Origin of the sequence: Stieleria maiorica (assembly GCF_008035925.1) — a bacterium.
Classification (GTDB): Bacteria; Planctomycetota; Planctomycetia; order Pirellulales; family Pirellulaceae; genus Stieleria; species Stieleria maiorica.
The window spans coordinates 6,203,345-6,217,437 of the sequence record NZ_CP036264.1; the positions used below are offsets into that span (position 1 = coordinate 6,203,345).

At 59.9% G+C, this 14,093-nt stretch carries 7 protein-coding genes; 3 read left to right on the top strand and 4 right to left on the bottom strand.

What is annotated here, in order from left to right; translation table 11 throughout:
• Positions 1–59: 59 nt before the first annotated feature.
• A complete protein-coding gene (locus tag Mal15_RS21120) occupies positions 60–2,078 on the bottom strand; it encodes a hypothetical protein (RefSeq protein ID WP_147869583.1) in 2,019 nt (672 codons plus the stop codon).
• 144 nt (positions 2,079–2,222) lie between these two features.
• Between Mal15_RS21120 and Mal15_RS21130 the strand changes: the two genes are divergently transcribed.
• From Mal15_RS21130 to Mal15_RS21140, 3 genes are all read left to right on the top strand, one after another.
• Positions 2,223–4,424 carry a family 16 glycoside hydrolase gene (locus Mal15_RS21130; RefSeq protein WP_233902932.1) on the top strand — a complete coding sequence of 734 codons (2,202 nt, stop codon included), beginning with the start codon at positions 2,223–2,225 and terminating at the stop codon, positions 4,422–4,424.
• A 432-nt stretch (positions 4,425–4,856) separates the two neighbouring features.
• Positions 4,857–6,086, top strand: coding sequence for a sialidase family protein (locus Mal15_RS21135; protein ID WP_147869584.1), 1,230 nt, complete (start codon positions 4,857–4,859; stop codon positions 6,084–6,086).
• 121 nt (positions 6,087–6,207) lie between these two features.
• Positions 6,208–7,137 (top strand): sugar phosphate isomerase/epimerase family protein, encoded by a 930-nt coding sequence (locus Mal15_RS21140; RefSeq protein ID WP_147869585.1) that lies wholly within the window; start codon positions 6,208–6,210, stop codon positions 7,135–7,137.
• A gap of 623 nt (positions 7,138–7,760) precedes the next feature.
• On the opposite strand, the gene Mal15_RS21145 is transcribed toward Mal15_RS21140, so the two are convergent.
• From Mal15_RS21145 to Mal15_RS21155, 3 genes are read right to left on the bottom strand one after another with little or no spacing between them, the layout of a single operon-like run.
• Entirely contained in the window at positions 7,761–9,110 is a 1,350-nt protein-coding gene (locus Mal15_RS21145; RefSeq protein WP_147869586.1) for a DUF1552 domain-containing protein, read from the bottom strand.
• Between the two features lie 4 nt (positions 9,111–9,114).
• Positions 9,115–11,661, bottom strand: a complete 2,547-nt coding sequence (locus Mal15_RS21150) for a DUF1592 domain-containing protein (RefSeq protein WP_167546955.1) — start codon at positions 11,659–11,661, stop codon at positions 9,115–9,117.
• A gap of 13 nt (positions 11,662–11,674) precedes the next feature.
• Entirely contained in the window at positions 11,675–14,083 is a 2,409-nt protein-coding gene (locus Mal15_RS21155; RefSeq protein ID WP_233903565.1) for an SUMF1/EgtB/PvdO family nonheme iron enzyme, read from the bottom strand.
• Between the last annotated feature and the right edge of the window lie 10 nt (positions 14,084–14,093).

Sequence of the window (14,093 nt, forward strand, 5' to 3'; positions counted from 1 at the left end):
GCCCCGTATCATTCTGCCGTCCCCCTTACCTGCCGTCCCTCTGCTGCTTCCCGCAGCAGCTAATTCATGCCGCCGAATCCGACGGCCGTGCTTGTTCGAATCGGTCTTATCAACGTCTCCAGATCGAAGTCGCTGCCGTCTTGAGGCAGTGTCGTGATGTCTCCGAATTGTCCGCCGTCATCAATGCCATTTCTGCCGGCGCTGTAGACGACAAAACCCTGGTCGGTATGTCGATAGATCAGCGGCCGGTCGGTGTACGGATCAATCGGAATCGAGGGCAGGAACTCGGGAACCAATTCTTCAAGTTCGCCGGGCATGCGACCGTGCTTCTCCGAAAAGATCCTCCCGGCGAATTCGGCAATCAGCATTCGCATCGCGGCATCACGACGACGAATCGCATCGTCGGTCGCCTCAACCGTTGGCGAAACCAAAGTCCTCGTTTCGGATGCCGTTTGTGCTGACAAGTGTGCCGGGGCGTGCATCGCCAGCCGATACTGCCAGGCCAACCATTGATCCATCATCAGGTCGGTACGGCGGCGGATCGAATCAAGTGGTTCGCGTTGGCGATCAATCATGATCAGTGCAGGCAACAGTTCCGTGAGTTGCTCGATCGGCAAATCTTTGCGTATCCGCGTCAGACCTTCATGGCCGATGCCTTCGATCGCAATGCCGGTCAACGTATGCGAGAAATCGCTGCCACGCCCGAGGCCATGCCCGACGTAAATGCAATCGATCCACGATTCACTGGCCTCGGAAAACTGACCGTTGGTAACCATCACTTTGGCTTCCTTGTGCATGCAGCGTGCCCAAGATCTGAAAACGTTCAGCTTCTGCCCCAGATTGTTAACATCGGTCTTGCCAGCCAGCGGGTCGGGCGCGCGAAGCCGTTGGCGAGCGGAACGTCGAATGGAGGCATACGCCGCGTTGATCGTGTCGGCATTCTTTTTCTGACCGGCTTGGGCGAGGTCTTTAAGCGTGTGTTCCTTGGGGTTCAGCATCATTGCTTTCGCCATGGTCGCTTCCAACTGTTGATAGGCCGTCGTGTCTTGGTCGATCGGATCGGGCGGAGCCAAAGGCGACGCCATCCTCAAAGCGATCGGAATTACACAGATGCCATACAATCCCATCAAGGAACATGACGCCACCCTGGCGACCTGCCGCGTCGCTCGCTGTCCGGGCGCGTCGATCGGTTGTGAACGAAACGCGCCGGCCGTTGCGGCACACAAGGTCGTCATCAAGAGTGCGGCCGAATAAGCCCCGATCATTGTCGAATACGGGGCACCGGGAAAAAAAAAGAGCGAACTGGCTTGCATCAACCACTTGCCGCCGGCCGTGCCGAACTGAAATGCCATGCCGAGGACGACCGCAAGAATCGTCATCGCCACGATTCGCCACCGCGCGCGGAAATCCATGAAGATTGCTGCGATGGAAACGGTGGCCGCCATCATCAATCCGGCGGACCCGAGCATCGATGGCCAGTGTGGATTCGAGCCGCGTTGCAGTGCGAACATGTTGACTGCAAAAAGTACTGCCAGCAAAACGATCGCCAACATCACTTCGAACAGGCGGAACGACAGGTCGAAGGAATGGCTGCGGCTCAAGCTGCGGGGGCCGAGCCGAAACGCATCGCCAAACAACATCGCCACCAGTTCAATGCTGAAGAAGACCGGTAGGAACACCAGGAACGTCTCCAGCCAGCCAAAGTCCCAAAAGATGCGAACCGCCCAGCCGACGCAGGCCGCTGCGACAACCAGTCCGGTCAACGCCCCCGACCAAAACTCGATCCGATGCCACAGCGGCGGGACGGTGCGCGGATGTCGTCGATGCACATGATCACGCTGGGCGATGCATCGCAGCAGACTCAACAACAGTACGGAACCGACGCCGGCGAGACTGAAAAACACGATCGGCTGGTAAGCGTGCAGCGGAAGCAACAGCCCGAGCGCGGTGACGCCGACGGCCGATCGTATCCACCAGTGCCCGCGTCCCAATGCCACCCACATCGCGAGCAGGCTGAAGAGGATCCCGACCAAGCCCATCGCTTCGGCCGGGCAGCGGAAATCGGGAAACGTGTGCATGAAGCATTGGGACCGTGGTGGGAGTACCCCCGACAGGATAACAAAATCCCGATTTCACGAGGCAAACACACTGCTCCGTGACGAAACGATTAGAATCTTACCTCTCCCATGTTTCCCACCGCGCCCGCTTTTCGGAGCCCCGCCATGACGCGACCTTTCATGCTGTTCCTCTCCTTCGTTCTCCTGCCATTGCTGGGCGGATTCGCCCCCGCCGTTGCCCAGGAGTCGTCCTTTCAAACGCTCTTTGACGGCACCAGTCTGGACGGTTGGAAACACAGCGGTAACTGGGAAATAAAAAACGGTGTGATCACACGCAGCGGCAAGGGCGGATCGCTGGTCTACACGGCCGCCATAGTCCCCGACGACTTTGAACTGCAGTTTCAATGGAAAGTCGCTGCGGGCAGCAACAGCGGTGTGTACTACCGACCCGGCCAGTACGAGTACCAGATTCTGGACAATTCCAAACACAAGGACGGCAAGAACCCACGAACCAGCGCGGCGTCGTTGTATTTCTGTATGCAACCGTCGGCCGACAAGACGAAACCCGTGGGGCAGTGGAACGATGCCCGGATCGTCTGCAAGGGCTCCGTCGTCCAGCACTGGCTCAATGGCACCAAGGTCATCGACTTTGACTACAACGACCCCAACTGGGCGTTCAACGTCGACATGCTGAAACAGCGCGGTGGTAATCTGGCCAGTCGTGGCGGGCATCTCAGTTTGCAAGATCATGGAGACCCGGTCTGGTATCGCAACATCCGCATCCGCAGTATTCCCGCCGACGAAGACATCGGGCACAGCGAGGTCACGCCGGCAACGATCGCGCCGGACGTGCTGAAAGCCGAGGCCGAAAAACTGGCCGGCATCGTCGCCCGTCGCACCGCCGCCCAAAACAAGGCGTCCGCGAAGCAACCTAAAAAGCGACCCAACATCCTGTTCATCTTGGCCGACGACCAGTCACCGTTCGATCTGCAGATCTACAACAAACGCTCAAAGTTGGAAACGCCGAATCTGGATCGACTGGCGGCCGAAGGGATGGTTCTGGATGCGGCTCACCACATGGGATCCTGGTCGGGTGCAGTTTGCACGCCGTCGCGGCACATGATCATGAGCGGACGCAGCGTTTGGCATCTGCCCAACCGCGGGCGGGCCAAGCAGAATCCCAACGCCGACAATCCCCAGCTCGTTCCAACGGACTTGCCCGATCACACCATGGCGGCCGTCTTCAATCGCGCCGGCTATGACACGATGCGGACCTGCAAGCGGGGCAACAGCTACGACGCGGCGAACCAATTGTTCACGATTGTTCACGAAGCCACCAAACGCGGCGGGACTCATGAAAGCGGCAGCGCCTGGCACGCCGACCGCGTCTTGGACTACCTCGGCCAGCGTGAAGCCACCAAAGACACGGATCCGTTCCTGATCTATTTCGGGTTTTCGCATCCACACGACACCCGCGACGGTCGATCGGATCTGAACGCAAAATACGGCGCGGTCAATCACACCGACAAGGATTCATTGCCGCCGGCTGACCCCAAGCAACCCGAGCTGCCGGTCAATTACTTGCCCGAACACCCGTTCCACCACGGACATCCCGGATTGCGAGACGAAGAAAAGGTCAGCGGCGTCTGGAAACGCCGCGACGAACGGACGATCCGCAACGAATTGGGACGCGAATTCGCGTGCAGCGAAAACATCGACGACCAGATCGGACGTGTGCTTGAGAAACTTGAACAGCTCGGCGAGCTGGACAACACGTACATTTTCTACACCGCCGATCACGGTATGGCGATCGGACGGCATGGTTTGCAAGGTAAACAAAACCTCTACGAGCACACTTGGCGCGTGCCCTTCATTGCCAAGGGGCCGGGGATTCCCAAAGGAACCCGAGCTCCGGGCAACATCTATTTGATGGATGTCCTGGCCACGATCTGTGACTTGACCGGCGTCGATGCGCCGACGACCAACGAAGGCACCAGCTTTGCCCCGGTTTTGTTCGGAAAACAGCAAGTCATCCGCGAGACCCTGTTCGGCGTCTATTGCGGCGGCACGAAACCGGGAATGCGATGCGTCAAACAGGGCGATTGGAAACTGATCAAGTACGACGTGCTGGACGGCAAGGTCCGCCAGACGCAACTGTTCAATCTGGCCGACAATCCGCACGAGTTTCTGACGGAACATCATGACGCCTCGGTCAATGCGTTGGTCGGTACCACGCCCGCGCCGGAGCAGGTTAATTTGGCCGACGACCCCAAATACAAGGCCCAGCGGAGCAGGCTGGAAAAGCTGTTGCTGGAGGAAATGCGCCGCCTGGACGATCCCTATCGTCTTTGGGACCAGCCCCAGTAACGGTCGCCTAGCGATGGTGTCTAGGCTTTAGCCGATTCTCCGGCACTGGGACCATCCAAGCTAGGGTGATCGCTTTTTGGGGTACGATGGCCCTTCCGGGCCGTCGTTCGAAGGACTCTCCGCGACAACCTAGCTGGACAGTGCCACTTTGCTCAAGAAACACCGTGAATCGCCGGTCGAACGTAGCTACCTTCGCCAGAAGGTGGATCCCCGAGGTTTTCCACGCTCCGGCGAGCGTAGCTACGCCAAAGTGGCGCTGTCCAGCGAGGCTTTAGCCGAGCACCGCTAAGTTGAGGCCGCCCGGACGCTGGCGCGAACCGGCTGATGTCATACGATGATCAGCCGTTTGGCGCGAGCCTACGGGCATCCGCTCCGCAACCTTGACGCGCAACCTGAGCCTTCCAAAATCATTTATTCAATAGGTCATCCTTCATGAAAAAAACTATCGAACCCGCTTCCTCCATCTGCGCACTGCTGCTGATCGCAACCAGTTTCGCCGCCCCTAAAACCGATGCGGAGGAACCGACGCGGACCGACACCGGGTTTCCGGTCACGCCTGTTTTTGCCGCCGGCCAAGACGGGTACAACGTGTTTCGCATTCCCGCCGTCGTTCGCGCGGCCAACGATGACTTGCTCGCGTTTTGCGAAGCCCGTCAAGGCGGTGATGCCAGCGAGATCGACTTGGTGATGAAACGCTCGACCGACGGCGGCAACTCGTGGGGCTCGCTGCAAGTCGTGCAAAAGAACAGCGACTTTCGTCAGTACGTCAGTGATGCGGTGACTGAGATCACGATCGGCAATCCCGCTCCCGTCGTCGACCTGATCGATCCAGAGCATGGCGGTCGGATCTGGATGCCGTTCACGCTGGAGAACGATCGCGTGTTCGTCATTCACAGCGACGACCATGGTGCGACATGGTCATCGCGGCACGAGATCACCCCTGACGTCAAGAAAAAAGCGTGGGGTTGGTACGCGACCGGACCGGTTCATTCGATTCAAATTCAGCGTGGTCCCCATCGCGGGCGTCTGGTCGTTCCGGCCGACCATCGGATCGGCCCCGACGGACATGACGGCGGTGATCTGGGGGCGCACTTGATCCTCAGTGACGACCACGGGAAAACCTGGCGGTTGGGAGCACTGGATGAAACGTACGACGACGCGATCGGCGCCAACGAAACCACGGTGGTCGAACTTGCCGACGGGACGCTGTACATCAACACCCGCAACCAGCTGGGCGGAAAACCCGGTACGCGTGGCGAAGCCTGGAGCGGTGACGGGGGCGAGACCTTGGAATCACATGATCCCCGCTGGAAAGCGTTTCGTCCCGCGTCCGAATTGCTCGATCCGCCGGTTGTACAAGGTGCATTGCTGGCGGTGAAGGACAACTTGATCGTCTTTTCTGCTCCCGATCAGAACGGCCCCAGCGGTTCGGGACGCAGCGATCTGAGGTTGCGTTACTCAGCCGATCAAAGCAAGACCTGGCTGGACGGACCACTGATCTACACCGGTCCCGCCGCCTACAGCGATCTGGTGATGGTCGGCGACCAGACCGTTGGCGTGCTGTTCGAAAACGGCGATGCCTCCGGCAAGAACGCTTACCAACGCATCAGTTTTGCACGTGTGGATGTCGGGAAGATTCAGCATGCCGGCGGGGACCAGTAGGATCGAAAAAATCATCTCGAACCGCCGCAGGATCGGCATCAAAATGTAGCTGCCTTCGCCAGAAAGTGGCTTCCCGGCATCTCCCACGCTCGCCACAGCAACCCTCGATAGGAAACACCCAATGATCGCATTGAACCGACGATGCCTGCTCGCAGCGGCGGGAGTCCAGGTGGCTGCAGCAACGTTGCGGTCTGCCGATGCTGCCGCGCAACCAGCGATCGGATTCGGGTTCGGCACCTACGGCATGAAAAGCCTGAAGACGGCCGAAGCGATCCGCGTCTGTGCCGAGATCGGTTACGACGGGGTCGAATTCGCGCTGATGGATGGCTGGCCCACCGCGCCGGAGTTGCTGAGCGATTCGGAACGAGCGGAGATCCGTCGGCAGTTGCGCGACCTGGGGCTTTGCGTTCCGTCGCTGCTGCACAGTTTGCCCTGTTTGCGTTCGGATCAACAGCACACCGAGAACTTGGAGCGACTCAAGCGAGCGGTCGAATTGGCACACGATCTGGCCCCGGAGAAGCCTCCGGTGGTCCAGTCCATCGTCGCCGGAAAGACGGACCAGTGGGAGCCGTCAAAGCAGCGGCTGGTCGATCAATTGTCTGATTGGGCCGAGGTCGGTCGTGCGAGCCAAACGGTGGTCTGTTTTAAGCCGCATGCGGCGCATGCCGTGCACACGCCCGAGCGGGCATGGTGGGTTCATGGCCAAGTCGCCAGCCCCTGGTTGAAAGTCGTTTACGACTACAGCCACTTCTCGCTGGAAGGCCTTTCGCTGGCTGAAAGCCTGAAGCAACTACTGCCGATCACGGCCTATGTCCAGATCAAAGACAGCCGCGGTACACCGGCCAAGCACGAGTACCTGCTGCCCGGCGACGGTGACACCGACTATGGCGAGTTGTTGAGCATTTTGAAAGACTCCGGCTATGACGGTTTCGTCAACGTCGAGGTCAGTTCACATGTCCATCGCAAGCCCGGCTACGATCCCGTCGGCACGGCCAACCTGTGCTACGACCGGCTCGCACCGTTGTTTGAATCGGCGGGAGGGAGATGCTAGCGGGACGCGTCAGCGAGCGGCACGTGTCACGACCCGCGCGCGGGCTTGGACGCAGTGCAACCGCCCGCCACTGGCTCACGCCACGTGCTGGCATCCCTCGTTCCAAGGCTCCCGCCTTGGAACGCAATGTCCGTGTGGCTCCGCCACACGTTTCCAGTGCGCCGCGAGGCGGAGCCTCCGAACGCACCGTGTTCCCAGGCGGAGCCCGGGAACAAGTGGGTGGGGGCCACTGGCTCACGCCGCGTGCTGGCATCCCTCGTTCCAAGGCTCCCGCCTTGGAACGCAATGTCCGTGTGGCTCCGCCACACGTTTCCAGTGCGCCGCGAGGCGGAGCCTCCGAACGCACCGTGTTCCCAGGCGGAGCCCGGGAACAAGTGGGTGGGGGCCACTGGCTCACGCCACGTGCTGGCATCCCTCGTTCCAAGGCTCCCGCCTTGGAACGCAATGTCCGTGTGGCTCCGCCACATGTTTCCAGTGCGCCGCGAGGCGGAGCCTCCGAACGCACCGTGTTCCCAGGCGGAGCCCGGGAACAAGTGGGTGGGGGCCACTGGCTGACGCCACGTGCTGGCATCGGATGCCAGCGGGACGCGTCAGCGAGCGGCACGTGTCACGAGGCGAAAACCTCACGCCAGATCGACCAATTCCCCGATCACACCGCTGGAGTCTTGGAAGGGATCGCCGGGGTCGACGCCGGCGCGATCGAGCATCGTGTGCCAGACGCGAGACAGCGGCGTCTGTTCTGGCAGACGCAGGTGTCCTTGGTGCGCAACGCCAGCCGCTTTGCCGCCGAACAAACACGTCGGCAACCGATCCTTGGAGTGCCCGATCCCCATCCCGCTGGAAAAACCCAACAAGGTGTGGTCCAACAAATTGGAACCATCGGGCTGACGGAACGATTTCATCCGATTGATAAAGTAGTTCCAGTGCGAGAAATAGATGCGGTCGACTTGCGCCAGCTCGGCAAGGTTTTTGGGGTCGTTGCCGTGGTGTGTCAATTCATGGAATCCCTTTGAAACACCGAATTCGGGAAACGTCCCACCAGAGCTTTCTTGGCGGACGACATAGCTGACCACGCGCGACGAATCGGTTTCGTAGGCCAGTGCGATCAGGTCATACATCATCCGCGCGTATTTCTCATAAACAAACTGCCCGGCCGGCATGTTGACGGTATAGCTCTCGGAAAAGTCGCTGATGCCGCTGGTGTCGACATTCGGTTTGGGTTTGACGTTCCAATCGATGTCACGCTCGAGTTGCTTTTCGACTTCACGGACGCTGCTGAAGTATTCGTCCAGTTTGACTCGGTCTTGTCGGCCGACCGTCCGCTCCATCTGCTTGGCATCCTCCATGACCAGGTCCAGGATGCTGCGGCGTTGCCGAAACCCCTTTTGCCGCAATTCGGTTTCCTCCGGGCCGTCGACTTTGAACAACCGATTGAACAGAACGTGCGGGTCGTTTTCCGACGCCAAGGGGACGCCGTCGCGGTTCCAGGACAGCGTGCGCAGGTTGCCGCCGAATCCCGTGCCGCGTTGCACGCACAGCTGCAGCGACGGAAACCGGGTTTCGCGTCCGAGTTGTTCGGCGGCGATTTGATCCATGGAGACGGAGTTGTTGATCGAGCTGCCGTCTTTGGCCTTCACCCCGGTGGAAAACGTGTAATCACCTTGGTGACCGCCGCCGTGTTCCAAGTAGGTCCCCGAGATCACGGTGAAGTCGTCTTTTTGTTCGGCGAGCACCTGCAGCGTCGGCGACAGCGTGTAGTCGCGGCCTTCATCGACCGGCTCCAGCTGACGCATGTTCATGCCCGTGCCGAAGTAAAAGATGCCGATGCGTTTGGGAATGACCGATGCGGCGTCCTCTTCAGCGGCGGCAGAGGTTTTGGGCAGCATCGCTTCCAATAGCGGCAGCGCCATCGCGCCCCCGGTGCCTCGAAGCAGCGTTCGGCGTTTCAACCGCGGTGCGTTGATTTTGCTCATGATTCTATTTCGCTAAAAAGGCGTCGGATAACACGATCCCTTCGACCAGGCTGTGCAGACTGTGTCCGTTGGATTTCATTCGATCGACCAAGGCGTCGATTGTAACGCGATCACTCGGCTCGACGATGCGGCCGAGTGCATAGGTGAACATCTTCTCGGCAAATCCACGCAGGAACCGATCGCTCTGGGATCGCAACGCGGCGCGGTATTGCCGGATCGTTGTGAACTGCGTGCCGTCGGGCAACGTGCCGCTGGCGTCGATCACGGCATCGTCGGGCCACCAGGGGCGTTCGCCGTCCTGCTTGGTTCGCCATTGTCCGGTGACGCTGAAATTCTCCAGCCCCAGGCCGTACGGGTCGATCGTGCGATGGCAGTTGGCGCACGCGGCGATGGTCCGGTGTTTGTCCAAGCGTTGCCGCACGGTCAACAGTTCACCATCGACGTTGGGTTCGACTTCACCGACATTCGGCGGCGGTGGTTTCGGCGGGTCGTTGAACAGGACATCCAAAATGTATTTTCCACGCTCGACGGGCTTGGTTCGATTGCCGTCGCTACCCCATTTGTGGACCGCGGCCATCGTTGACAATCCGCCGCGGACCGACGGCTGGGGAAACTGGACGCGAACGGGTGCGTCTCCCGTCACACCCGGGATCCCGTAGTAGCGAGCCAGTGTTTCGTTGGCCATCGTCCAGTCGCTATCCAGGAAATCGAGCAAGCTGCCTTCGTTGCGCAGGATCTCGCGAAAGAATTCGATCGGCTCTGCGTTGATCGCCTCGTTCAATCCGGCATTTTCGGATCGATAAAAGTCACGATAAAGCCTTTGGTCGATGGCGAAGCGATCGAATTCGTCTGCCTTTAACCACTGGCGTGCAAAGCCATCGACCAACGCGTCTGCTTTCTGGTCGGCCAGCATCCGCCGGACCTGCCCCAGCAGCACCTGCGGATCGGCCAGGTTCTCCGTTGCGGCGGATTCTCGTAGCGGCGCATCGGGAATCGTGCTCCACAAAAACCGACTCAACCGGAAGGCAAGCTCGTTACTGTTCAGTTCAGCGTTGTCGGTCTGGTCGTCGACCGCGCCGGCGCGGACGCCTTCACTGACCAGCAGAAAGGCGGGGCTGCACAACATCGCGACGATCCCCGAACCGACGGCATCGGGAAACGATTCACCGTGTTCCATTTCACTGAGAACGACGCCGACGATGCGATCAATCTCGGTCTCGGTGACGTTGCGGCGAAAGGCACGCGGCAACAAACGCGCGAAAATCTCGCGCGCGTACGCTTCGCCGAACTCCGACTGGCCCAGGCCGCGATGGAAAATGATTTCGGTGCTTTTGGGCGGCCACTGGTCATACAACGGACCTTCCAGCTCGATCCAATCGAACAGGATCCGTGGCAGGTGGTCGGTCGTTCGGGTGTCGGGTTCGATGCGTCCTTGATTCGGAAAACCCTGTGCGCCCAACTGAGCTTGCAGACGCCCCGCCAGGCTTGCGTTTCCATTCTTGGTCGCTTCTTCGGCGCGCCGACGCAGATCGCTGAAGTGATAGTTGACGCGACCAAAGCCCGGTGCGTCGACAAACTCGATCCCGATCTCATTGCCCCCGGCGACGTCGAAGGCGCGTTCGATTTCGATCACTTCGGGTTGTTCCAGTGTTCCGGGGACTTTGCCGAAGTACAGGTCACCATCGCCGCTGCGTTTGATACGGATGTAGAGTGCGTCGCGATCCCGAGGGTCGGCGCCCAAGCGGACACGCAAGCGGTACCTTCCGCGAATCGGGATCAGCTGATCGTTCCAAGGGTGCCGCATTGCGTCGTCGCTGCGCATCCCCTGGTTCATCGTGATGATGCCCTGATCGGTCAGAATCGTCTCGCGTGATTGTTTGATGTACGCGATCCCCCCGCTGCTGTCTTCGTACTCCATTCGATTGCGGCGGGTCGGGACCGGTGGCGGCCCGGTGACGATCGCTTTTTGGGCAACCAGGGCGGCGACGTCAAAGTACTTTTCCATCAAGGAGGGGTCTAGCAACAATGCCTTGCTAACGGTGTCAAACCCGTTCATGGTTCCGTCGGGCGGTAGCAAATCGAGTGGACCTTCGCCCGGCAAGAACTCGACCGCCAACAGGTCGGCGACGATGTTCGCGTATTCTCTGCGGTTCAGTCGCCGCATCAGCTCGCGGCCGCCGGTGCTGCCCGACAACATCGCCGCATGTTTCAGCTCGCCGGCGATCCAGTCGGCGACCGCAGACGCCAGCGCCGCGGGCGGCTGTGGCTGGTCTTCCGGTGGCATCTCGCCTAAATTCAAGTTGTCCATCACCTCGATCCACTTCGACGCGGTTTGTGAATCGCTGAAATCGGCAGCCAGCGTGTCCAGCCGCAATTCGGCTTCCTGGGTGTCCGTTCCGTGGCAATCGACGCAGTACGTTTGGATCAGTTTCGTGACGGAACCTCGGTAGGCCGCCGCGTCGTGCGGTTCGGCGGACTGCGTGTTGCAACATGCGATCACGGAGATCACGCAGAACAGAACCAAGGATCGGAAAGAGGGAGACTTGATCATGTAAGATCGGGTGTTAGTCCCAAGAAACGGTGTAGGCGATAACGTTGGTTTTTGGCATCTGGTCATTGAGTGCGTTGATCTGATCTTCCGTGATACCGGTGCCGTTGCGCGGCAACCACAGCTCTTGCAACCACGTCGCCTTGGCCAGCTTAATCATGCCATCGTTGGTCAATGCGGCGGCGGGTCGGATGCCACGATTGGCCAGCCACAACTTGCGAACGCTTTTTGCCCTCGCCAGGTACTCAAACGCGGCGTCCCGCAATCCCGGCGTTCTCAACGACAGGTCACGCAGATCCGGTAGTTCGGTCAGCGGCCCCAATCCCGATCCGGTGATCTGATCCGAGCTGATCGTCAACCGTTCTAATCGATTGATTCGCCCGAGTTGCTTTAGCCCTCGATCGGTCAACGCATTTGATGCCAGTTGCAAGTCTCGGATCGAGAACGCGGCAGATAACGCGGCGACTCCGGCGTCGGATAACCCGGCCTGGTCGGCGGACGCCTCGCTGCCAAGTCGCAGCGATTCTAAACGTGGGATTGTCCCGAGTGCTGTCGCCGCGATGTCACCGGCGGTGCTTTCACTCAGGTTCACGTTGCGAAGCTGTTGAAGTTTTTCCAAGGCAGACATCTCCGCGTCCGGGATGCCCGTGCAACGCTGCAGGCTCAGCCTTTGCAGCCCCCGGAGTTCAGCGATCTGCAGCATGGCCTGTTTGCCGAGCAGTGTTTGTCCATCCAGTGTGAGTGCCTGGAGCCCCGGAAACAGCGACAGATTCGTCGCACCGGCGTCATTCATCGCACCGGGATGCCGATCCGGAGCGGTACTGGCCAAGCTGCTCAACGGGCAGTTTGCCAGCGACTTCAGGTAGGCCCCGGTGGCTTGATTCTCCCAGACCAACAAGGTTTCCAGGTCGCCGTTGCCGCTCAGGCAGCCGATCCCGACATCGGTCAAACGCGAGTCCGCTTCGGTTGCACCGTAGCATTCAAATTCCGTCAGCGATTTGAAACCGGAAAGCGACTTCAGGTGGTCGTCATCGAGTCGGCCATCGCGTGGAAAACGCAATGTGTTCAATTGCGTCAATCGTGTCAGCACGGACAAATCCAGTGTTTCGAGGCCCAATCCGCTGTTGAATTCCAACGTCCGCAGTGGATGCAAGCGGGCGATCGCGTCGAGCCCCTGTTGCGAGAGTCGGGCATCGCGGCCGCGCCAGCCGATTCTTAGCCGCTGCAGATCCGGCAGTTTGGCCAGTTGTTCAAAGACAGTTTCGTCGACGCTTGAGCCTTCCAACCGCACTTCGAGGTCGATCCCGTGGGACGAAAAGAGTTTTCCCCCGGCGGCTTCGATCGCCGCAATTGCCGCTTGTTCCGCTTCGTAGGCATCGCGGACCGTGGTCGATGTCGCCGGATCGGCTTCACGGACGATGCGGAATCCGACATAGCAGGCGGCGTCGTCGGCATCCCACGCGGTGCGTGCGGAGGATCGACAAATCAGATCGCCGTTGTACCAGCAACCTCCGCGAATGACATGGAAGTCGTTGTTTGTCGTTTGCGGTCGGTCGCGATTGACCGGATCCACTGCAACGCCGCAGGGCTGGTCATAACGTGGCCGGGTATAGTCTTTGTAAACCGTGTCCAGCCACAGGTCCTCGCACCATTCCCAGACGTTGCCGTGCATGTCGGCGATGCCCCACGGGTTGCGGGCATAGCTGCCGACCGGGGCGGTAAAGACATGGCCGTCGCTCGGGTCGTGTTCCCAATCGAGCAGCCACTGTCGCTCGGCGGCATGCTTGCGATGTCGTTCCAGTTCGACGTTGCCCAGATTTGCGTGCTCGTGCACCACGCCCTTGGCAACGTCGCCGAACGAAAACCAGGTCGTGGTTCCGGCACGGCAGACGAGTTCCCATTCCGCTTCGGTCGGCAACCGATATCGCACGCCGTCACGTTGGCTCAGCCATTGGCAATACGCCCTTGCGTCGGTCAAGCTGACGCCGACGATCGGGTGATCGTCACCTTGCGGGAAGCCTGGGTTTTTCCAGCTGAATTTCTGATCGCGCAGGAAATCGTGCGATTGATACAGCGGTTTATCGTCCGGCGTCGGTTCCCAGCCGACCATTTCGGTCATGCCGCGTTCGGCGGTCGTTTGATAGCCGGTGGCGTCGACGAAGCGGCGGAACTGGCCGACGGTGACTTCCGTTTCGGCAATGTAGAACGGGTTGGTCACCCATGTCACATGGGCCGGGCCTTCGGCGTTTCCGTAACTTTGCCCGGTCGTCGACAGTGGGAATGCTTGCTGTAACGCACGTTCCCCGCCGTCGGTTCCTTGAACGAAGCGGCCACCTTCGATGAATCGAAAGGCTGTGTCGTGGGGGGCGTTTGAATCTTGGGCGACCAGAAAGGCTGATCCACAGCAAACACCTACGGCGATCACCAACGCTGAC

Bases quoted from the DNA above. Each gene is read 5' to 3' on its own strand.
- Mal15_RS21120 (WP_147869583.1), bottom strand. From the start codon at position 2,078: ATGCACACGTTTCCCGATTTCCGCTGCCCGGCCGAAGCGATGGGCTTG.
- Mal15_RS21130 (WP_233902932.1), top strand. From the start codon at position 2,223: ATGACGCGACCTTTCATGCTGTTCCTCTCCTTCGTTCTCCTGCCATTG.
- Mal15_RS21135 (WP_147869584.1), top strand. From the start codon at position 4,857: ATGAAAAAAACTATCGAACCCGCTTCCTCCATCTGCGCACTGCTGCTG.
- Mal15_RS21140 (WP_147869585.1), top strand. From the start codon at position 6,208: ATGATCGCATTGAACCGACGATGCCTGCTCGCAGCGGCGGGAGTCCAG.
- Mal15_RS21145 (WP_147869586.1), bottom strand. From the start codon at position 9,110: ATGAGCAAAATCAACGCACCGCGGTTGAAACGCCGAACGCTGCTTCGA.
- Mal15_RS21150 (WP_167546955.1), bottom strand. From the start codon at position 11,661: ATGATCAAGTCTCCCTCTTTCCGATCCTTGGTTCTGTTCTGCGTGATC.